This window comes from Bradyrhizobium sp. SPXBL-04 (assembly GCF_051853035.1).
In the GTDB taxonomy this organism is placed as follows: domain Bacteria; phylum Pseudomonadota; class Alphaproteobacteria; order Rhizobiales; family Xanthobacteraceae; genus Bradyrhizobium; species Bradyrhizobium zhanjiangense.
Window position 1 is genome coordinate 7,066,626 of the sequence record NZ_CP182472.1, and the last position, 21,350, is coordinate 7,087,975.

Genomic DNA, 21,350 nt, shown 5'->3' on the forward strand with positions numbered 1-21,350 from the left:
TCACACCCCGAGATACGCTTCCTTGACCGTGTCGCTCGCCAGCATCTCGGCCGAGGTGCCGGATGCGCGGATCGTGCCCGCCTCGATCAGATAGGCGCGATCGACCACTTTCAGCACCTGCTGCACGTTCTGCTCGACGATCAGCACGGTCAGGCCGCTGGCGCGGATCCGCTTCACCAGCTCGAACACCTGCTGCACCACGACCGGCGCGAGGCCGGCCGACGGCTCGTCGAGCAGCAGGAGTTTCGGATTGGACATCATCGCGCGGCCGATCGCGCACATCTGCTGCTCGCCGCCCGACATGGTGCCGGCCATCTGGTGGCGTCGCTCCTTCAGGCGCGGAAACAGATCGAACACGACGTCGAGCCGCTCGGCATAGTGGGCGCGCGCCTCCTTCATGAAGGCGCCCATCTTGAGATTATCGTCGACCGAAAGCCGCGGAAACAGTCGCCGGTTCTCCGGCACATGCGCAATGCCGAGGCTGACGATCTTGTGCGCCGGCGTCGCCACGACGTCGATGCCCTCCATTTTGATCGAGCCGCGCGACGGCCGGATCAGCCCGGAGATGATGCGCATCAAGGTGGTCTTGCCGGCGCCGTTGGGCCCGATGACGCCGACGGCCTCGCCGGCCTTGACGTCGAGATTGACATCGAACAGCGCCTGGAACGTGCCATAGCCGGCATTGACGCCGCGGAGTTCCAGCATCGGCTAACCTCCCGCGCGGCGGCGCGCCTCTGCGGCCGCGGCCTGCGTGGTCTCGGCATCGGTGCCGAGATAGACCTCGATCACCCGCGGGTCTCCGGCAACCGCGCTGGGCAGTCCCTCCGATATCTTCTCGCCGTGATCGAGCACCATCACGCGGTCGACGACGCGCATCAGCACGCCCATGATGTGCTCGACCCAGATGATGGTGATACCGAGCTCGTCGCGGATGTTGCGCAGCATGTCGGCGGCCTGATCCATCTCGGCCTCGTCGAGGCCGCCGAGGCTTTCGTCGGCGAGCAACAGCTTCGGCGCGGTGGCGAGCGCCTTCGCAAGCTCGAGCTTCTTCAAGCCGGCAGCGCCGAGGCCATCGACACTGGCATGGCGATCGGTCGGCAGGCCGACCATCGCCAGCGACCGCTCGGCCGCTTCCTCGGCCTTGACGCGACTGTGGCGTCCCTGGCCGTAGAAGCCGGCCAGCGCGACATTCTCGAAGATGGTCAGGCGGCGGAAGGGCCGCGGAATCTGGAAGGTGCGACCGATGCCGCGGTTGATGATCCGGTGCGGTGCAAGGCCTGCGATCTCATGCCCGGCGAACAGGATCGATCCGGAGCTCGGCACCAGCGTGCCGGAGAGCATGTTGAAGATCGTGCTCTTGCCGGAACCGTTGGGTCCGATCAGGCCGAGGATCTCGCCCTGGTCGACCCTGAACGAGACGTTGTTGACGGCCGTGAAGCCGCCAAACCGCTTCACCAGCCCGCTGACTTCCAACACCGAAGCACTCCGCCGCTACTGGTTGCTGTAGGTGGTGCCTTTCGGCAGCGGCAGCACCGCCTCGCGCTGCGCCTGGCTCTTGGGCCACACCACAGAGGACTTGTCGTCGATGTACTGGATCACGACGGGAAAGGAGCGTTCGTTCTGCCCGGCCATCGGCGTGCCCTCACCGTAGAACTTCACGCCGAAGCCGAGCATGGTGCCGCCCTCGGGAATGTCGGTGTCGAGCGCCGCCTTGCGCAGCGCGTCGGGGTCGACGCCGCCATACTTCTTGATCGCGCGCGGCAGCACGTCGCTCATGAATACATACGTGTTGGACGCGCCGATGCCGACATGGGCCGAGCGGATCGCGACTCCGGGCTTGATCCTGTCGAACTCCTCGCCGACCATCTTGATCACGGGCGGCAGCTTCGGATCCATGGTCTTCTGGTTGGCGAGCCAGATCGAGATCGGGTCGGCGTTGAAGATGTAGGCGGCGTCTGCGCCCATGCCTTCCTTCAGCTTCTCGTAGACGCCGTAGCCGGCGCCATGTCCCATCAGCGCACCGAACTTCAATCCCTGCTCGCGGGCCTGGCGCAGCAACAGCGTGATGTCGGGGTTGTAGCCGGTGTGGAAGATGACGTCGGGCTTGGCGCGCTTCAGCTTGGTCACCAGCGCGGAGAGATCAGGCGCGGTCGCCGAATAACCTTCCTTCAGCACGACATTGAAGCCGGCCTTCTTCGCACCGGCCTCATTGCCCTTGGAGACGTCGACGCCATAGGCGCCGTCCTCGTGGATGATGGCGACGCGCAGGTCCTTCGGCTCCTTGCCGAACTTCTCCTTGGCGTTCTGCGCGATGAAATCCATCGTCATCATGCCGAACTGGTCGCCGCTCGCTTGCGGGCGGAACACGTATTTGTAACCCTTCTCGTTGAACACGGCCGACGAGATGCAGGTCGTGATCCACATGAATTTCTTGAGCTGCTCGACACGGGCCGCGACCGGCACGCATTGCGCCGAGGAGAAGAAGCCGAGCACCATGTCGACCTTCTCCTGCTCGAGCAGGCGGACGGATTCGTTGATGGCGATGTCAGGCTTGCTTTGCGCGTCGGCGTAGACGGCCTCGATCTTGTAACCCTCGACACCGGTCTTGGCGAAATGATCGAGGATGATCTTTGCGCCGACATAGTTCAGCTCGGACCCGCCGCCCGCGAGAGGTCCGCTCAGATCAAAGACGACGCCGATCTTGATCTTTTTCTCTTTGGCTTGATCTTGGGCCTGGGCGGACACCACCAAGCCCGTCGCTGATATCGCGACCAATAGCCCACGTACCAAACGGGCAGCCATGCGCAGGCGCATCAAAACCTCCCTGGACGATTGTGCATCGCATTCTTGTTGATCTTGCTTTTTCGCCCATCACATGGGGTGAGCGAAGCGATGTCAAGCCTCGCGCGTCAGCGAGAGGCGAACTGCTGCGCAATAAAGGCCGTGACAAATCGCGGCATGGTCGGCGTGAGATCATCCATCCCGCGCACGAGATGAATGGCCGACAGTTCGGGCTCGACCTCGCGCGCCAGATTGGCTTCGATCCGGGAGCGGGCCACCTCGCCCGGCATATCCAGGTTGAGGACCTGAATCATCGCAATCGCACGGCCCGAGACCACGCAGTGCCAATCTGCCTCCGCGGCATAGTCGGCCACGGTGAGGCCGGTCTCCTCCGCGATCTCGCGGACGACGCTGCCGGGGATGTCGAGGGCACCAGCCCTGATGTCGTCGAGGTCGGGCGTTCCCGACGGGAAATAGACCCGGCCGGCATTGGCGGTGTGCTGCGCCATTTCGCCCATCACGAAGGCGCCGTCGGAGGTACGCAGCGCGCCCATGCCAAAGCCGTTGAACACGGCCGGATCAGGAAAGCCCCAGTCGCGCCAGGCGAGAAAGCTGGCGAAATCGGTCTCGAAATAGGTCGCGGCGAGATGGCCGTCCGTGAACACGGCATCGCGCCCGAGCAGGACGCGACCGTTCCAGATCTTCGGCCGCTCGCGCTGCATCTCGGCGAAATGCGCCGCAATCTCGGCGCGGCGCTCCTCCGCGAACGGCCACACGATCGGCCGCACCGCAAGATCAAGCGTCGCAACGCGATGAATGACCGGTGACGTCATGACGCCTGACTACTTCGCCTTCGCGTCAGCTATTTGGCATTCCCCGTCGTCTTCTTGGCCTGATCGACGAATTTGTTGGTGAAGGTCTTGCTGACGTCGATCTTGGCGTTCGCCACTTCGGGCGAACCGACGCTGAACACCGCAAGCACGGCGTCGGCGCCCTTCGGGTCCATCTTGCCGGTTTCGGAGAACATCGGGATCGTGTTCTTCAGCGCAGCGAGATAGAGGTCCCTATTCTTGCCGACCGCCTCCTCCGGCATCTTCGCCATGATCTCCTCGGGCGAGTGCGAGTGGATCCAGGTCAGCGTCGCCAGGATCGCATTGGTGAGCGCCTGCGTTTCCTTCGCGTGACCGTTGACCCAGGCCGCCGTCGAGTACAGCGCGCCGCCCGGATATTCGCCGCCGAACGTCTCGAGCGTGTCCTTCTGGGTGCGGGTGTCCGAAAGGATGCGCAGATCCTTGTGGCTGCCCTGCAGCACGGTGACAGAAGGATCGAGCATCACGGCCGCGTCGATCTGGCCCTGCTCCATGGCGGCGACCGCGGTGGCGCCGAGGCCGACGCCGATCACGGCGGCACTGGTGGGATCGAGCCCGTTCTTCTTGAGCATATATTTGAGGAAGAAGTCGGTGGAGGAGCCGGGGGCACTCACGCCGACCTTCTTGCCGGCAAGGTCCTTCACCGACTTGATGTCGTTGGTCCGAGAAGGCGCGACCACCAGCACGAGGCCGGGATAGCGGTCATAGACCACGAAGGCCTGAAGCTCCTGCTTCTTGGCAGCGAGATTGACGCAATGATCGAAATAGCCGGAAACGACGTCGGCACTGCCGCCGAGCACGGCCTTCAGCGCGTCAGAGCCGCCCTTGAGGTCGACCAGCTCGACATTGACGCCGGCCTTCTCGTACTCGCCGAGCTGCTTGGCCAGCACGGTGGGGAGATAGCACAGGCAAGAGCCGCCGCCGACCGCGATGGTGACCTTGCTTTGCGCCGCGGCAAGCGAGGTGGTGAGCGTCAGCGCGAGCAGTGCGCCGGCGAGCCTGGCAATCGTGTTCTTCATTGGTTTCCTCCGTTCGGCCGGCGGCACCATAGAGCAGCGGGGCTGGCTTGAGAAGCACCGCCTATGTGGGCTGGCCATCGGCCTTTCGGCGCAATAGCATGCCTAAACAAGAACAATTCCTGATGGGGAGGATCATCCATGAATCGCCTTGCTGCCGGGCTGTCGATCGCCGCCGCCTTTGCCGCCGGATGCGGCGCCACCCATCTGCTCCGGCCGGCGCTCGCCGCTGAAAACATCACCGCGCAGATCATCCATACCGGCGAGATGGAAGGCGACGCGCTCGGGTCCGCCAACGCCGTCGGCTACCGTTCCAAGATGTTCGCGAGCGCGGACGGTGCCACCATCTCGATCCAGGTCGGCAACGTCCCCAAGCATCTGCATCCCAACACCAATGAGATCCAGTACATCCTGGACGGCACGGGGACGATCTGGCTCGGCGACAAGGAGGTGACGGTGAAGCCCGGTGACCTCGTGATCATCCCGAAGGGGACGCCGCATGGCGGCACCAAGCCGATCAGTGGCCAGGTCAAGGCGATCGCGATCAAGACGCCGCCGCAGGCGCCCGACGACACCAAGCTGCTGGATTGATGACGGTGGGCTCCATCTCCCGCTTGCGGGAGAGGGCTGGGGAGAGGGTGTCTCCACACGCGAGAACCCCCGAGAGGAAGAGCCCTCACCCAACGCTACGCGCCGACCTCTCCCGCAAGCGGGAGAGGTGAACTCCTGCAGCGGCGCGCACCAATCCAAATGAATTTGCGCCCTAGCCCCGCCCATCCGACGCAGTTGGCCGCCACACCAACAGCCGGCGCTCCACCAGCGTCACGCCGAAGTCGATCAGGATGACGAAGGCCGACAGCACGAACATGCCGGCGAACACGCCGGCAACGTCGAAGATGCCTTCGGCCTGCTGAATGAGATAACCGAGCCCAGCCGCCGATCCCAGATATTCGCCGACGACCGCACCGACCACGGCGAAGCCGACCGAGGTGTGCAGCGAGGAGAACATCCAGGACAGCGCCGAGGGCCAATAGACGTGCTGCATCAGCTGCCGCTCACTCATGCCGAGCATGCGGCCGTTGTCGAGCACGGTGCGGCTGACTTCCTTCACGCCCTGATAGACGTTGAAGAACACGATGAAGAACACCAGCGTCACGCCGAGCGCAACCTTGGACCAGATGCCGAGGCCGAGCCACAGCGCGAAGATCGGCGCCAGCACGACGCGCGGCAGCGCGTTGACCATCTTGACGTAAGGGTCGAACACGGCTGCGACCAGGGGCTGGCGCGCAAACCAGAAGCCGACCAGCACGCCGCCGAGCGATCCGATCACGAACGCCAGGATCGATTCCGCGAGCGTGATGGCGAGATGCTTCCAGATCACGCCGGATGCGAACCACTTCACGATCTGGCTGAACACGTCGAATGGGTTGGAGAAGAAGAACGGCGGCAGCAGGATCTTGCCGAACACGGGGACGGTCGAGAGCACTTGCCACAGCACGATGCAGACGACCGCGACCAGGACTTGCAGCGCAAGCAGCGTCGGGCGCGACATCAGACCGTCTCCTTCGCGTGAGTGGACTGCTCGTAACCCTTCATCACCTCGTCCTTCAGCACGCTCCAGATCTCGCGATGCAGTGAGTGAAACTCCTTATCGAGCCGCACCTCGAAGATGTCGCGCGGGCGCGGCAAGCTGACGCGCCAGTCGCCGATGATGCGCGAGGACGGTCCCGCCGACATGATCACGACGCGATCGGCGAGCGCGATTGCCTCTTCGAGGTCGTGGGTGACGAACAGCACCGCCTTGCGGTCGGCGTTCCAGAGGTCGAGCAGCAGGTTGCCCATGACCTGCCGCGTCTGCGCATCGAGCGGCCCGAACGGCTCGTCCATCAGCAGGATTTTTGGATCGCGGATCAGCACCTGCGCCAGCGCCACGCGCTTGCGCTGGCCGCCGGAGAGCATGTGCGGATAGCGGTTCGCGAAGGCGCCGAGGCCGACGGAGGTCAGCCATTGCTGTGCCCGCGGCAGCGCTTCGGAACGCGGCGTGCCCTTGATCTCGAGCCCGATGGCGACGTTGTCGAGCGCGGTCTTCCACGGGAACAGCGCGTCGGCCTGGAACAGGTAGCCGGCATCCCGGTTCAGCCCCGCGAGCGGCTGGTCGAATATCCTGACGCTGCCGGCCGCGGGCTTGAGCAGCCCGGCGGCAACGTTGAGCAGCGTGGATTTCCCGCAGCCGGTCGGGCCGACAATGGCGACGAACTCGCCCTGCGCCACCGCGAGATGGGCTTTCTCAACCGCCGTATAGACCCGGCCGTCCCCGAGGCGGAACGCGACCTTGGCATCTTCCAGCGCCACCGCCGTGGGCGTCGTCATGTGCTTCCTCCAAACCTGGACCGATGCCTTAGCCGCTCGCGCAGCCAAGTTCAATCAAGGCGCCAAGCGTGCTACGCATGGGTTGCCAGGGCGCTCTTACCCTCCCCTGGAGGGGGAGGGTCGCTGGGCATGTAGCGAAGCGAAATGCACAGCGGGGTGGGGTGACGGTCTTTCCACGTCCAACACTACCTGTGTTGAGAGATCACCCCACCCCGCCCGCGCTTCGCGCGAGCGACCCTCCCCCTCCAGGGGAGGGTAAGGAAGAATGAGCCGCGTCGGATGTCTCCCAAGCCAGCGATCAGCTATGCGCATGTCACCAAGAGCTTCGGCCCGCTCAAGGCCGTGGACGACGTCTCGCTCGACATCGCCGAAGGCGAATTTGTGGCCGTCGTCGGCGGCTCGGGCTCCGGCAAGACCACCCTGCTGCGGCTCGCCAACCGGCTGATCGAGGCGGATGGCGGCACGATCACGGTCGAGGGCGAGGACGTGCAAAACGTCGATCCGGTCGCGCTGCGGCGGCGGATCGGCTACGTGTTCCAGGCCGGCGGGCTGTTTCCGCATTTGAGCGTTGCCGACAATATCGGGATCACGCCAAGACTGCAGGGCGTGTCGGCTACGGATATCGCCGCACGTGTCGACGAACTGCTGGAGCTCGTGCAGCTCGATCGTGCCGCGCATCGCGACCGGCTGCCGGAAACGCTCTCGGGCGGCCAACGCCAGCGCGTCGGCGTGGCGCGGGCGCTCGCGGCAAAGCCCCGCATCATGCTGATGGACGAGCCGTTCGGCGCGCTCGATCCCCTCACCCGCGATGCGCTCGGCGAGGATTTTCGCGACCTGCACCGCAAGCTCGGCCTGACCACCGTGATGATCACGCATGACATGACGGAGGCGATTTTGCTGGCCGACCGCATCGCCGTGATGCGCGCTGGAACGCTGCTGGCCCAGGGCACGCCGGCAGAGCTGTCGAAGAGCGGCGACGCCTATGTGCTGGGGCTGTTGCGCACGCCCCGGCGCCAAGTCGAGCGATTGAACGCGCTGTTGCCGCAGGGCGGTGGGGCATGAGCTTCTTCACCGACCCGCGCTGGGGCGAGGCGCTGTCGCATTTGCCCGACTATCTCGGCAACCATGTGCGGGTGAGCCTTGCCGCGCTCGCGCTCGGTCTCGCCGTCAGTCTGCCGCTGGCCATCCTGACGCGCAATCGCCCGGCGCCGCGCGGCATGCTGCTCGCGTTCGCCAGCATCGTGCAGACCGTGCCTGGGCTGGCGCTGCTTGCGCTGTTCTATCCGTTGCTGCTGCTGGCGGCTTCCGTCACGCTCGCCTGGTTCGGCGTCTCCTTCTCCGCTTTCGGCTTCCTCCCGGCGATGCTGGCGCTCGCGCTCTATTCGATGTTGCCGGTGCTGCGCAATGGCATCACCGGTCTCAACGGCATCGATCCGGCGCTGCTCGAAGCCGCCAAGGGTGTCGGAATGACCGCACGACAGTCGCTTCTCATGGTCGAACTGCCGCTGGCGCTGCCGGTGATGATGGCGGGCATCCGCACCGCCGCAGTGTGGGTGATCGGCACCGCGACGCTGTCGACGCCGATCGGGCAGACCAGCCTCGGCAATTACATTTTCGCCGGGCTTCAGACCCAGAACTGGGTGTTCGTGCTGTTCGGCTGCCTGGCCTCGGCCCTGCTCGCGCTTGCGGTCGATGAGTTGCTCGGCCTGATTGAGACAGGCCTGCGCCAACGCAGGCGCCTGCGCGCCGGACTCGGCGCGATCGGGATCGCCGCACTTGTCGCTGCCACGCTGGTGCCGACGCTGGGACGCTCGTCGCAGAGCTATGTAGTCGGCGCCAAAACCTTCGCCGAGCAATATGTGCTGTCGGCGCTGCTCAGGGACCGCCTCCAGGCGGCCGGGCTTTCCGCCACCGCGCGATCCGGCCTCGGCTCCAGCGTGATCTTCGAGGCACTGAAGGCCGGGGACATCGATCTCTATGTCGACTATTCAGGTACGCTCTGGGCCAACCAGTTGCATCGCACCGACATCAAGCTGCGCGCGGAACTGCTCGCAGAGCTGAAGACAGCCCTTGCGAAAGAGAACATCACCTTGCTCGGCGAGCTCGGATTCGAGAATGCCTATGCGTTGGTGATGCCGAGAAGGCGCGCCGAGGCGCTAGGCATCCGCAGCATCGCCGATCTCGCCGCGCACACATCGACGATGTCGATCGCCGGCGACTACGAGTTCTTCTCGCGCCCCGAATGGGCCGCGCTGCAAAAGGCCTACGGCCTTTCCTTCCGCGCCCAACGCCAGATGCAGCCGGACTTCATGTATGCCGCGGTCGCCAGCGGCGAGGTCGACGTGATCGCCGGCTACACCAGCGACGGCCTGATCGCGAAATACGATCTCGTTGCGCTCAACGATCCCAGGCATGCGATCCCGCCCTACGACGCGATCCTGTTGCTCGCACCGAAGCGAGCCGGTGACGAGCGGCTACAGGCGGCACTCAAGCCGCTGCTCGGCAAGATCGACATCGCGACCATGCGCGAAGCCAATTTGCGCGCCAGCGGCAACGATGCGAATTCATCACCCGATGCGGTGGCGAAGTGGCTGTGGGGAAAAATTAATCCGTAGGCACGCAGACGACCCGTCATCCTGAGGCGCGAGCCGTGCGCTGCAAAGCAGCGCGCGGGGAGCCTCGAAGGATAAGCGGCCCCGATGCAACCGGGCCGTCGCCCTTCGAGGCTCACCCAGCGGCGCCTTTGCGCCGCAGCGCACCTCAAGGTGACGGTCAATGAGTAGCGCTTGGGGGTACAGCAAGACAGCTACAGCCCCCGGATCATCCCCGCTTCGATCAGCAGCCGATTCAGCCGCCGCGCCTCGGCGCCGTCCTTGCAGCCGTAGAAGATGCCCTTGCAGCGGAGCATGATCGCCTTCTGCTCGGCGAAGGACGGATCGAGCGGGATGCCGGCGGCCTCCTGGATCACCAGCGGCAGATACGGGCCGTCGATCGTGTCCATCACGGCGTCGCTCTTTACCGGTTCGAAATTGACGGCGTCGATCGCATAATAGGTTGCGTAGAGACGCGGATCGTAAGCGTCGAGCTTCTTGCCGAGAGCGCCCTCGTCGAGCCCGGGCTCGAGCAGGTTCGGCGCAAATTCCGGCTGGTGATCGCCGTAGCGCACGATCAAGAAAGGCTCGCCGGGAAAATTCTTCTTCAGGCCAGCGACGAAAGTCCTGTACTGCTCGGCGCTCATCGCCTGGCGGCGCAGATATTCGTCGATCGACGACACGTTGCCGGGCGCGCGCCAGTTCGGCAGCAGGTCGGGACGGAAGCGCGTCTCCCAGGGGAAATGATTGGCACCGAGATAGATGAAGGTGAACAGCGGCTTGTTCGGCGGCTGTTGCCCCATCAGCTGAAGCGCCTTGTCGTAGAAGAAGGAGTCCGGTTCGACGTCCTTGGCGCCGAGATCCTTCGAGTCGAGGAAGCGTTCGATGCCGGTCGTCATCTGGAAGCTGCGCGCGCCCATGAAGCCGCCATGGGCGGGATACAGCGACATCGTGTCGTAGCCGCAACGACGCAGCGCCAACGGCAGGCCGCGTTCGACGCGGTTCGAGGCGATGCGCGTCACGAAATAGGCGAAGCGGCCGAACGAACGCGAGGAGAGCCCCGCAAGCACGTTGTATTCGGTGAACCAGCTCGGCCCGCCATTGCTCTCGGCCAGGAACGCGCGCTGCTTGCCGTCCCAGGACTTGAAGTGGTCGCCATAGCGCGGCGGCACCTTGATGCCCTGCGCGGCGCGGATGTCGAAGCTCGATTCATCGTGGATCATGATGATGTTGGGCCGGCGACCCGCAGGGTGGCACTCGTCGACCAGCGGCACGTTGAGCCGCTCGTTGGTCGCGGCGGCGGATTCCATGAAACCGTACTGCACGAAATCGGCGACCGCGGTGACGCCGGAGCGGAAGAATTTCGAGAGATAGCCGTCGTCGTAATAGCCGCGCCAGGCTTCATCAGGATGATAGAGCGAATAGCCCACCAGCGCGGCAAGGCAGGTGAGCTTGCAGGCGAACGCCGGCAGACGGCGGATGCGGAACGGATCGAGCCACCAGAGCGCATACATCAGCGGCAGCGTGACGAGGCCGGCCAGGATCACCGACCAGCGCAGATTCGGAAAGATCGTGAACAGGAACGCGACGGTGTCGCGGTCGATCATCATCAGGTCGATGAAGTTGACCGTCATCTGCACGACGTCGTGCTTGAGCCGGGACAGCAGCACCAGCACGACGACCATGGTCAGCGACAGCGCACCCGACAGCGCCGGCCGCCGCAGCAGCGTGATCCAGAAGAAGTTGAGGATGCCCCAGGCCAGCGCGAAGGAGAGGCGCGAGCCGAAATCGGTCTCGGTCTCGTACATCAGCGCGATCGCTGCGAAATGTGGCGCTGTGACCGCGAGCAGCCGCCAGATGCCGAGCGCGGCGACGCTCGCCAGGACGGCGGTGGTGGCAGAAGGACCTGGATTGGGCGCGGACGCCATCGACGACACGCAACTTCTGGTCCGGCGCGGTGATGCCAAGCCGTCTGGCCGGCCTCGAGGCAGCTAGCGGCGTCCGGCGCAGCCGGAAGTCTGCACCGTGTCATAAAACTGTAACGGAACAGTCACGGTCAGGCAACGCGTCCGGCGATCCGACTTTCGCTTATTGTTAGCGGGAGACCTGGGCCGCAGGCCCGGCAGGCCGCTACTCGCAACGTCAGGGCTTGGCGATCGGACGGACGGTCGAGGCGAGCTGAACGTCGGTTACCCCTGCGGCAGCAGCCCGAGGCGCTTGGCGATGATGCGGTCCAGCGTCCGTTTCGGCAGCACGGCGCCGATCAGATGGCGGAGCGGATCCGGCGTGATCTGGTAGCGCACCTTTGGGCTTGCCGCCGTCAGCGCCTCGAACACCACTTCGGCGATACGCTCGGCAGGCAGGCCCTTGGCGCCGATGTCCATCATGAACGCCATCGCCTTGTTTAGTGCCGGCAGATAGGGCGAGTTCTGGTAGACGGAGAGGTCGATCTCTTCGGCCTTGCTCCAGATCGGGGTCTTCACCGCGCCGGGGGCGACGATGATGACGTCGATGCCGAACAGCATCAGCTCGCGGCGCAGGCTCTCCGACAGGCCCTCGATGGCGTGCTTGGAGGTGCTGTAAGGTGCCGACAGCGGATTGCCGTTCTTGCCGGCGACCGAGCTGATCATCACGATCCGGCCCTTCGGCCCCTTCAGCGCGGGGTCTGCGCCCAGCAGCGGCCCGAACGCCTGCGTCGCGATGACGGGACCGATGACGTTGACGTCCATCTGGCGGCGGAAATCCTCGACCGACAATTCGAGCACGGGGCCGGCGACCGCGATGCCTGCATTGTTGACGAGCCCCGCCAGCGTCTCGCCGCCCAGCGCATCGCGAACTTTTCGCGCAGCAGCGAGGACTGCTGCCTCGTCGGTGACGTCGAACAGCAATGGCGTGAAATTGGTGCCGAACTCACTCTTGAGCCGGTCGGCGTCGGCCTGCTTGCGGACACTGCCGAACACGCGATAGCCACGCCCGATCAGATATTTCGCAACGGCCCAGCCGATGCCGGTGGACGCACCGGTAACGACGACAGATCGCATGGTCCCCCTCCCCTCGAGTTCCCGCGATCATGTAGGAGGAAGGTGCCCGTGCGCAATGCCGCCCAGCCCGCAAGTCCGCGCAGCAGATGTCGGTTCTTGAGATGAAGCGGCGCGCGAGCGTTGCGACATGACGTCGAAAGGCGCGTTAAAAAGGCGGATGAAGAGCCGAATCCTTGGCTTTCACGACGCAGCACTTTTGACGATCAGGAAGTTCTAAGAAGCCCTTGAAAAACGACGCGAGACCAAGAATGTGGTTTAAGCGTCAGTTCTTGGCGCTCAAGCAGCCCGTCAACTCGCGAAGAATTTGAATGAAGCAACTATGCTTCGCGCGAGAAGGAACGAGCGAGACCGCTGTCTGCGATCTTGCTCGAGCCTATTCGCGAAGGTTTAAGATTTGGTGTGACGAGCGAAGCTCGTGTTCGCTCGTATCCCGGACAAGCGCAGCGAAGCGGAGCCCAGAGCCGGGACCCAGAGGCCGCATTGGACCCCGGATCAGCAGCGCATCACCAGAGTGCTGCGCTGCGTCCGGGGCAGAACGGCTTAGTTCTTGCTCTTATCGACCAGCGCGCCCTTCTTGATCCAGGGCATCATGTCGCGCAGCTTCGCGCCGACTTCCTCGATCGGGTGTGCCGCGAGCTTGGCGCGGGTCGCCTTGAACGAGGTCTGGTTGACCTTGTTCTCGAGCATCCAGTCGCGGGCGAACTTGCCGCCCTGGATGTCGGCGAGAACCTTCCGCATCTCCTTCTTGGTCTCGTCGGTGATGATGCGCGGACCGGTGACATACTCGCCGTACTCGGCGGTGTTGGAGATGGAGTAGTTCATGTTGGCGATGCCGCCTTCATAGATCAGGTCGACGATCAGCTTCACTTCGTGCAGGCACTCGAAATAGGCCATCTCCGGGGCGTAGCCGGCTTCGACCAGGGTCTCGTAGCCGCCCTTGATCAACTCGACCAGGCCGCCGCAGAGCACCACCTGCTCGCCGAACAGGTCGGTCTCGCACTCTTCCTTGAAGGTGGTCTCGATGATGCCGGCACGGCCGCCGCCGATGGCGGACGCATAGGACAGGCCGAGGTCGTGGGCATTGCCCGAGACGTCCTTGGCGATCGCGATCAGGCAGGGCACGCCGCCGCCGCGCTGATACTCCGAGCGCACGGTGTGGCCGGGGCCCTTCGGCGCGATCATCAGCACGTCGAGGTCGGCGCGCGGGTCGAGCAGGTTGAAGTGGACGTTGAGGCCATGCGCGAACACGAGGGCGGCGCCCTTCTTCATGTTGTCGTGCAGGTGCTCGCGGTAGATGTCGCCCTGGAGCTCGTCCGGGGTCAGCATCATGACGAGGTCGGCCCATTTGGCGGCTTCGGCGACTTCCATGACCTTGAAGCCGGCAGCTTCCGCCTTCTTGGCCGAGGCCGATCCCTTGCGCAGCGCAATGGCGACTTCCTTGACGCCGGAGTCCTTCAGGTTGAGCGCATGGGCGTGGCCCTGGCTGCCATAGCCGACGATGGCGACCTTCTTGCCCTTGATCAGGTTCAGGTCGGCGTCGCGATCGTAATAAACACGCATAGTTCGTTTCCTCGTTCGGGGCCGGAATCGGCCGATGGTCAGGTCTTTCGAAGGTGAATTGACGGATTTCGGGGGCTGTCTAGAGCATTTTAGGGCCCCTGGGAAACCCGTTTCTGCATGGAAATCTGCGGCATCATGCATCCATGAAGACGGGGTAGAGGGAAGCGAGCAGCAGCACCGCCATCAGGACATTGAAGGCGCGGACCAGCCGCTCTGAGGTCAGGACCGGCCGCAATGCGGAGCCGAACAGAGCCCAGGCCACGGTCGAAACCGTGCCGACGAGCAGGCTGATCAGGGTCTGAATTGCGATGTTGAGCGGGAATCGGGCGATCGCCGCGTAGGCGGTGATGGTGCCGATCACGATCACCCAGCCTTTGGCGTTGATCCATTGGAACATCGCCGCGCCCCAGAAGGTCATCGGACCGCGGCCGCCCCCCTCGCCCGGCTTGGTCGGGCCGGACATGGCGATCGCGGCGGCGAGATAGATCAGGTAGGCCGCACCGGCATATTTCAAGATGGTCTGGAGGATCGGATAGGCCAGGAACACGGTGCCGAGCCCGAGGCCGACCGCGGCCACCATGAAGGCAAAGCCGATGACGATCCCGATGATGTGGGGAATGGTGCGCCGGAAGCCGTAGGTCAGGCCCGAGGACAGCAGCATGATGTTGTTCGGCCCAGGCGTGAAGTACATCACGACCATGAAGATGAGAAAGGCATAGAACAGCGATTGGGACATGCTCACCTCACGCGACTTTGGGCAGCGGCTCTTCAGGCAGCGCCTTGGGTCGCTTCGCGAGCACCATCACCGCGATACCGCCGATCACGGTCAGCATGCCGGCGAGCCTTAGGGGTCCGAACCGCTCGCCGAACACGACGCTGGAGGCCGCCGATCCCACGAATGGCACCAGCAGCGCGAACGGCACCACCTGGGCGGCTGGATAGTCGCGCAGCAGCCGACCCCACAGCCAATAGGCGATGCTTGTCGAGACGCCGCCAAGCGCCAGCATGCAGAGAGCCGACGTCAGCGAGATGTGGGTCAGCGATGTCCAGGTCGACGCCGGGCCGTTGGCGATAAGCGCCAGCGCGAACAGCGGTATCGCCGAGGCGAGACACAACCACGCGAACAGGTCGAACATGGGCACGCCGCGGGCACCACGCAGCAAGAGATTGCCGACGGCAAAGCTGACTGGCGAGATCATCAGCACCGCAAACGCAGCAGCGCTGAAATCATAGCCGACAGTGCCGCAGATCATCAGAAGACCGATCGCAGCAATGCCGGTGCCGAGTGCCTGCATCGGCGTCGGCCGCTCGCCGAATGCGACCGCGGCAAAGCCGATGGTGAACAGCGCCTGGCTCTGCACGACGACACTGGTCAGCCCCACCGGCACGCCTTGGGCGATGCCATAGGCCTGGGACAGGAACTGGCCGAGGAACAGCGTGAAGCTGATCGCGATCAGGAGCGACCAGGCAATCTTCGGCTTGCGAATGAACAGGCATGGGACCGCAGCGATGGTGAAGCGTAGCGCCGTCATCAACTCCGGCGACAGTTCGTCGAGCGCGATCCGGCTCGCCACGAAGGCAAGCCCCCAGATGATCGCCACCAGGATGGCGATGAGGATGTCAGCCGGCTTCATTGTTGTTCCCGGTTCTGCACTATCGTGCAGCCCTGTTACTTTTTCTGTCTAGCCTTGCTCGCCGGCTTTCGGTTTCCGCAGCAGATAAGTGCCGTGCATGGGGGCGTGATAATCGGCCGAGATCAGCGTGAAGCCGACGTCGGTTAGCATCCGCTCCATCACCCAGCCGAAGGTGGAATATTCGTCGCGCATGTGCGTGACGACGCCTTCGCGCGAAAAGTCGTGGTTCTTGATCTGGAAGTCCGCCCATTGCTCGACATCGCGCTCGATCGCATCCGGCATCGAGGCGTAGACGATGTCGCGCAGGTAGAAGCTCGCGCCCGGCTTCAGCGCGCGATAGATCCGCGATATCGCCACTGCCTTCCAGAAGTCGGGCAGATGATGCAGCGTGAACTCGCTGACGATCAAATCGTAGGATTCCGGCCGGTAGGAGAAGCTCAGCAGGCCCGCCGATTGGATGCGGACAGGCGCCTTGCGGTCACGCGCATAGATTTCGGCGAGCGCCAGCATCGCGGGCGAGATGTCGATGGCATCGACCTCGGCGCCCATCAGCGCAGCTTCGGTCGCGAGCACACCGTTGCCGCAGCCGATGTCGGCGATGCGCCAGCCGCGCTGGACTCCGAGCATTTTCAGCGCGGCGCGCGCTCGCAGATCGGCATCGTCATGGCTGTCGTAGATCGAGGCCACCGCAGGCTCGATCCCCATCCGGTTCCGCTCGTTATAGTACCAGTCGCGCGCCAGCATGGTTCACATCCCTTCAGGCCCGCGACCAATCGCGGCAACGCCGGTGCGCGACACCTCGACGAGGCCGAGCGGACGCATCAGGTCGATAAACTGGTTGATTTTGTCCGTATTGCCTGTGATCTCGAACACAAAGCTCTCGGTGGTGGCGTCGATCACGCGGGCGCGGAACGCGTCCGCCAGCCTGAGCGCCTCGACCCGGTGCTCGCCCTGCCCGCGCACCTTCACCATGGCGAGCTCGCGCTCGATCGAGCGCTTGGTCTGGGTCATGTCGACGACGCGGTAGACCGGGATCATGCGATCGAGCTGATGCTTGATCTGCTCGATCACCATCGGCGTGCCGGTGGTGACGATGGTGATGCGCGACAGATGCTTCTGGGCCTCGGTCTCCGAGACCGTGAGACTCTCGATGTTGTAGCCGCGGCCCGAGAACAAGCCGATGACGCGTGCGAGCACGCCCGGCTCGTTCTGCACGAGCACCGCGAGCGTGTGCGTCTCGTTGGGATCGTGGCGGTCCTCGATGAAGTAGGCAGATGCCGGCTGGTTCATTGTCGTCCCCTCAAATGTCTCTCGTCATGACCTGCGAGATCTTCACACAGGCCGCGGCGTACTGGATCGCCCGATCAAGCCGGGCGATGACAGCGAGTTTGTGTATATCGCGCTCACACCAGCGCCTTACCGGCAGCGAATGCCTTCGCGGTGGCCTCGTCGTTGGCCTGCTCAGGCAACAGCATCTCGTTATGCGCCTTGCCGGAGGGGATCATCGGGAAGCAGTTTTCCAGCGCCGCGACGCGGCAGTCGAACAGCACCGGGCGCTTGACCGCGATCATCTCCTTGATGGCGCCCTCGAGATCGGCGGGCTTGTGCACCTGGAGGCCGACGCCGCCATAGGCTTCGGCGAGCTTGACGAAATCCGGCAGCGCCTCCGAATAGGAATGCGACAGGCGGTTACCGTGCAGCAGCTGCTGCCACTGCCGCACCATGCCCATGTACTGGTTGTTCAGGATGAAGATCTTGATCGGCAGCTCGTACTGCACTGCCGTCGACATCTCCTGCATCGTCATCTGCACCGAGGCATCACCCGCGATGTCGATGACGAGGCTGTCCGGGTGGGCCACCTGCACACCGATGGCCGCCGGCAGGCCGTAGCCCATGGTGCCGAGACCGCCCGACGTCATCCAGCGATGCGGCTCCTCGAAGCCGTAGAACTGCGCCGCCCACATCTGATGCTGGCCGACCTCGGTCGTGATGTAGGTATCCTTGCCACGCGTCAGCTCGAACAGGCTCTGGATCGCGTGCTGCGGCAGGATGACGTCGTTGCTCTTCTTGTAGTAGAGCGAGTTGCGGGCACGCCACTGCGCGATCTGCTGCCACCACGACTTGATGTCGGGCTTCTTCGCCTCTGCCTTGAACACCTGGAGGATGTCGCCGAGGATGTTGCCGCAATCGCCGATGATCGGCACGTCGACGCGGATGTTCTTGTTGATCGAGGACGGGTCGATATCGATGTGGATCTTCTTCGAGCTAGGGGAGAACGCATCGACGCGGCCGGTGATGCGGTCGTCGAAGCGCGCGCCGACGCACAGCATGACGTCGCAATCATGCATGGTCATGTTGGCTTCGTAAGTGCCGTGCATGCCGAGCATGCCGAGCCAGTTCTTGCCCGACGCCGGATAGGCTCCGAGGCCCATCAGCGTGGAGGTGATCGGGAAGCCGGTGACCTCGACCAGCTCGCGCAACAGCTTGGTCGCCTCGGGGCCGGAATTGATGACACCGCCGCCGCTGTAGATCACCGGGCGCTTGGCGTTCGCGAGCAGCGCGACGGCCTTGCGGATCTGCGTCGCATCGCCCTTCACGCGCGGCGCATAGGAGCGGTGCACGTCGGACTTGCGCGGCGGATGATAGGTGCCAGTCGCGAATTGCACGTCCTTGGGAACGTCGACCAGCACCGGGCCCGGCCGGCCGGAGGTCGCGACGTAGAACGCCTCGTGCAGCACCTTGGCGAGATCGTTGACGTCACGGACCAGCCAGTTGTGCTTGGTGCAGGGGCGCGTGATGCCGACGGTGTCGCATTCCTGGAAGGCGTCGTTGCCGATCAGATGCGTCGGCACCTGGCCGGAGATGCAGACCAGCGGGATCGAGTCCATCAATGCGTCGGTCAGCGGCGTCACCATGTTGGTGGCGCCGGGGCCGGAAGTCACCAGAGCGACGCCCGGCTTGCCGGTCGAGCGCGCATAACCCTCGGCGGCGTGGCCCGCGCCCTGCTCATGGCGGACCAGGATGTGCTGGACCTCGCTCTGCTGGAAGATCTCGTCATAGATCGGAAGCACCGCGCCGCCGGGATAGCCGAAAATGTCGGTCACGCCGTGATCGATGAGCGCGCGGACGATCATCGCGGCGCCGGTCATCTGGTTCGGATCGTGGCTCTTGTCGCTCATAGGCTTGCTCCGGATGCGCTGTTGTCAGCGGCTTCGTTCGTGTCGGGTTCGGGAAATAAAAAAGGCCCCGAAGAGGGCCCACGCACACCGCCTGTCTTGTGGATGGCAGCTAGCCACCCCCGGCGGTGTGCCTGGGTACGACGGCGATAAGGAGGTTGGTAATAATGTTACGCATGGCAGGCGCTCGGCTTCCCAAAGGTTGCGCGAAACATAGCGGCCAAAGCCCGGATGTCAAGGCAATGCGGCCGTTCCCGCGCGATTTTGGCAGTGTAGCGGTGTTCCCGGGGTTCGGCGAGAGGTAAATTCGGGAACCGGGCACAAAAGCACGTCAGTCCGAGTCCGCAGTCGCCGCCGCGAGCCATCCCCTCGCCTCCTCCGGCTTGACCCATTCGAACTCCGGCAATTGGTGCCGGAACCAGGTGAACTGGCGCTTGGCGTAATGGCGGGTGTCGGCACGGCCGATTGTGGCTGCTTCGTCCAGGCTGAGCTCACCGCGCAGATGCCGGATCAGCGCCGGCACGCCATGGGCCTTCATGGCCGGCAGCAGTGGATCGAGATGTCGGGCGGCGAGCCGCTCGACCTCCCCCAGCGCGCCAGCGCCTAGCATGGCATCGAAGCGGGCATCGATGCGGGCATAGAGCTCGTCGCGCTCGGGGGCGAGAAACACCGCGCGAAAACTACCCTTCGACAGCAACGGCGGCTGGCCCTCGCCGTGCCAGTCGAGCAGCGAACGGCCGGTCGCCTCGACCACTTCGAGCGCGCGCGCGATCCGGGTGCGGTCGCGCAGATTCAATCGTTCGGCCGCGCGCGGATCGCGGTGTGCGAGTTCCGCGTGGAGCGCCTCGACGCCGTTCCGTTCCAGCCGCGCGCGCACGTCCCCGCGCACCTCGGGGGGAATTGGCGGCACCACGGAAAGGCCCGCCGTCAGTGCCTTGAAATAGAGCCCGGTGCCGCCGATGAAGATCGGCAGGCGGCCTTCGGCCGTCGCCGCTTCCAGCACCCTCGCCGCGTCGCGCACCCAGGCACCGGCCGAGAAATTCACGGCCGCATCGACGTGGCCATAGAGACGATGCGGCACGAGCGCCTCATCCGCCCCTGTCGGCCGTGCCGTGATGATGCGCAGGTCGCGGTAGACCTGCATGGAATCGGCGTTGATGACGACACCGCCGGTGGCGAGCGCAAGCTCGAGCGCCAGCGCCGACTTGCCGCTGGCGGTCGGGCCTGCGATAAGCACGGCCTTGCCAACATGCCCTCTGCTGACTTGCCCCTCGCTCACGAAAACCTCAAATGTCCCTCGTCGCCACGCTGATCTGCAATCCTGACAATCCTGCGCTCGACTCTACCATCGTCGACGGCGCCCGCGCCGTGCTGCCAAAGGCAGCTCCCGCGCATTGGCTGTTCGACGGGGTTGCGGTCGACATTCCCTTCGGCGCCGACAGTAACCTCGAAGGCGACCGCCACGCCATCGAGCAGCGGCTCCGCGAGCTTCGCGGCGACCTGCCCATCGACATCGTCGTGCAGCCAGTCGGCTTCCGGCGCAAGAAGCTTTTTCTCGCCGACATGGATTCCACGATGATCGGCCAGGAATGCATCGACGAGCTCGCCGACTTCGTCGGGGTGAAGGCGCATGTGGCCGCCATCACCGAACGCGCGATGCGCGGCGAGATCGAGTTCGAGCCGGCGCTGCGCGAGCGCGTTGCGCTGCTCAAGGATCTGCCCGCCAGCGCGGTCGACGAGGTGCTGGCCAAGCGCATCACGATGACCCCCGGCGGCCGTGAGCTGGTCGCGACCATGCGCGCGCACGGCGCCTACACTTGCCTCGTCTCGGGCGGTTTCACGCTGTTCACGACCGCGGTCGCCGCCAAGCTCGGCTTTCAGGAAAACCGCGCCAACGAGCTCGTGGTGCGCGACGGCAAGTTCACCGGCGAGGTGAAGCAACCGATCTTGGGCCGCGCCGCGAAACTCGCGACGTTGGTGGATCTGATGGAATCGTTCGATCTCGACGACCTCGAGTCGGTCGTGGTCGGCGACGGCGCCAATGACCTTGGGATGATCCAGGCGGCCGGGCTGGGCGTGGCGTATCATGCCAAGCCGGCGGTGGCTGCGGCGGCGGCGGCGCGGATCGATCACGGCGATCTCACCGCGCTGCTCTATGCGCAGGGATATCGGCGCGAGGAGTTCGTGGAGGCTTAGAGCCTCCTCTCCGCTGTCATCACACGCGAAAGCGGGTGATCCAGTATTCCAGAGACCATGCGAGGAGGATACGGAGAGGCCGTGGCGTACTGGATGCCCCGCCTTCGCGGGGCATG

General features: G+C 64.5%; 20 protein-coding genes. 4 read left to right on the plus strand and 16 right to left on the minus strand.

The window, feature by feature from the left end:
- The 5 genes from ACNJX8_RS33755 to ACNJX8_RS33775 form a co-directional block, all read right to left on the minus strand.
- Complete coding sequence (locus ACNJX8_RS33755) at positions 1-705, minus strand: ABC transporter ATP-binding protein (RefSeq protein ID WP_249757726.1); 705 nt, start codon at positions 703-705, stop codon at positions 1-3.
- Between the two features lie 3 nt (positions 706-708).
- Complete coding sequence (locus tag ACNJX8_RS33760; RefSeq protein ID WP_128935945.1) at positions 709-1,476, minus strand: ABC transporter ATP-binding protein; 768 nt, start codon at positions 1,474-1,476, stop codon at positions 709-711.
- Positions 1,477-1,491: 15 nt separating this feature from the next.
- Complete coding sequence (locus tag ACNJX8_RS33765) at positions 1,492-2,814, minus strand: ABC transporter substrate-binding protein (RefSeq protein ID WP_439358254.1); 1,323 nt, start codon at positions 2,812-2,814, stop codon at positions 1,492-1,494.
- Positions 2,815-2,909: 95 nt separating this feature from the next.
- Positions 2,910-3,614: an NUDIX hydrolase gene (locus ACNJX8_RS33770; protein ID WP_128937700.1), complete on the minus strand. Its 705-nt coding sequence runs from the start codon at positions 3,612-3,614 to the stop codon at positions 2,910-2,912.
- Positions 3,615-3,643: 29 nt separating this feature from the next.
- On the minus strand, positions 3,644-4,669 hold the full coding sequence (locus ACNJX8_RS33775; protein WP_439358255.1) for an ABC transporter substrate-binding protein: 1,026 nt from the start codon (positions 4,667-4,669) through the stop codon (positions 3,644-3,646).
- A 138-nt stretch (positions 4,670-4,807) separates the two neighbouring features.
- Between ACNJX8_RS33775 and ACNJX8_RS33780 the strand changes: the two genes are divergently transcribed.
- Positions 4,808-5,257, plus strand: coding sequence for a cupin domain-containing protein (locus tag ACNJX8_RS33780; RefSeq protein ID WP_128935949.1), 450 nt, complete (start codon positions 4,808-4,810; stop codon positions 5,255-5,257).
- Positions 5,258-5,429: 172 nt separating this feature from the next.
- On the opposite strand, the gene ACNJX8_RS33785 is transcribed toward ACNJX8_RS33780, so the two are convergent.
- Positions 5,430-6,218 carry an ABC transporter permease gene (locus tag ACNJX8_RS33785; RefSeq protein WP_128935950.1) on the minus strand — a complete coding sequence of 263 codons (789 nt, stop codon included), beginning with the start codon at positions 6,216-6,218 and terminating at the stop codon, positions 5,430-5,432.
- Positions 6,218-7,036, minus strand: a complete 819-nt coding sequence (locus tag ACNJX8_RS33790) for an ABC transporter ATP-binding protein (RefSeq protein WP_439358256.1) — start codon at positions 7,034-7,036, stop codon at positions 6,218-6,220. The genes ACNJX8_RS33785 and ACNJX8_RS33790 overlap by 1 nt, the downstream gene beginning before the upstream one ends.
- A gap of 279 nt (positions 7,037-7,315) precedes the next feature.
- Here ACNJX8_RS33790 and ACNJX8_RS33795 point away from each other — a divergent pair, with 279 nt between their 5' ends.
- Together ACNJX8_RS33795 and ACNJX8_RS33800 are read left to right on the plus strand one after the other, a co-directional pair.
- Positions 7,316-8,098 carry an ATP-binding cassette domain-containing protein gene (locus tag ACNJX8_RS33795; protein WP_439358257.1) on the plus strand — a complete coding sequence of 261 codons (783 nt, stop codon included), beginning with the start codon at positions 7,316-7,318 and terminating at the stop codon, positions 8,096-8,098.
- Positions 8,095-9,651: a glycine betaine ABC transporter substrate-binding protein gene (locus ACNJX8_RS33800; protein ID WP_439358258.1), complete on the plus strand. Its 1,557-nt coding sequence runs from the start codon at positions 8,095-8,097 to the stop codon at positions 9,649-9,651. Before ACNJX8_RS33795 ends, ACNJX8_RS33800 begins: the two co-directional genes overlap by 4 nt.
- A gap of 191 nt (positions 9,652-9,842) precedes the next feature.
- On the opposite strand, the gene ACNJX8_RS33805 is transcribed toward ACNJX8_RS33800, so the two are convergent.
- The 9 genes from ACNJX8_RS33805 to miaA all read right to left on the minus strand — a co-directional run bounded on the left by ACNJX8_RS33805 (position 9,843) and on the right by miaA (position 20,317).
- Positions 9,843-11,555, minus strand: coding sequence for a sulfatase-like hydrolase/transferase (locus ACNJX8_RS33805; protein WP_439358259.1), 1,713 nt, complete (start codon positions 11,553-11,555; stop codon positions 9,843-9,845).
- 261 nt (positions 11,556-11,816) lie between these two features.
- Positions 11,817-12,668 (minus strand): SDR family oxidoreductase, encoded by an 852-nt coding sequence (locus tag ACNJX8_RS33810; RefSeq protein WP_439358260.1) that lies wholly within the window; start codon positions 12,666-12,668, stop codon positions 11,817-11,819.
- 540 nt (positions 12,669-13,208) lie between these two features.
- Positions 13,209-14,228, minus strand: coding sequence for a ketol-acid reductoisomerase (gene ilvC, locus ACNJX8_RS33815; RefSeq protein ID WP_128937706.1), 1,020 nt, complete (start codon positions 14,226-14,228; stop codon positions 13,209-13,211).
- A 133-nt stretch (positions 14,229-14,361) separates the two neighbouring features.
- Positions 14,362-14,964, minus strand: coding sequence for a LysE family translocator (locus tag ACNJX8_RS33820; RefSeq protein WP_439358261.1), 603 nt, complete (start codon positions 14,962-14,964; stop codon positions 14,362-14,364).
- A 7-nt stretch (positions 14,965-14,971) separates the two neighbouring features.
- The gene (locus ACNJX8_RS33825; RefSeq protein ID WP_439358262.1) at positions 14,972-15,862 is read right to left on the minus strand and encodes an EamA family transporter; all 891 of its coding nucleotides are present in this window, start codon (positions 15,860-15,862) and stop codon (positions 14,972-14,974) included.
- A gap of 48 nt (positions 15,863-15,910) precedes the next feature.
- Entirely contained in the window at positions 15,911-16,606 is a 696-nt protein-coding gene (locus ACNJX8_RS33830) for a class I SAM-dependent methyltransferase (protein ID WP_439358263.1), read from the minus strand.
- A gap of 3 nt (positions 16,607-16,609) precedes the next feature.
- Positions 16,610-17,152 carry an acetolactate synthase small subunit gene (gene ilvN / locus ACNJX8_RS33835; protein WP_027572493.1) on the minus strand — a complete coding sequence of 181 codons (543 nt, stop codon included), beginning with the start codon at positions 17,150-17,152 and terminating at the stop codon, positions 16,610-16,612.
- Positions 17,153-17,265: 113 nt separating this feature from the next.
- Positions 17,266-19,041: an acetolactate synthase 3 large subunit gene (locus ACNJX8_RS33840; protein WP_128935960.1), complete on the minus strand. Its 1,776-nt coding sequence runs from the start codon at positions 19,039-19,041 to the stop codon at positions 17,266-17,268.
- Between the two features lie 328 nt (positions 19,042-19,369).
- Positions 19,370-20,317: a tRNA (adenosine(37)-N6)-dimethylallyltransferase MiaA gene (gene miaA, locus ACNJX8_RS33845; protein WP_439358264.1), complete on the minus strand. Its 948-nt coding sequence runs from the start codon at positions 20,315-20,317 to the stop codon at positions 19,370-19,372.
- Between the two features lie 11 nt (positions 20,318-20,328).
- On the opposite strand from miaA, the gene serB reads away from it, so the two are divergent.
- Positions 20,329-21,234, plus strand: coding sequence for a phosphoserine phosphatase SerB (serB, locus tag ACNJX8_RS33850; protein WP_128945976.1), 906 nt, complete (start codon positions 20,329-20,331; stop codon positions 21,232-21,234).
- The last annotated feature ends 116 nt before the right edge of the window (positions 21,235-21,350 follow it).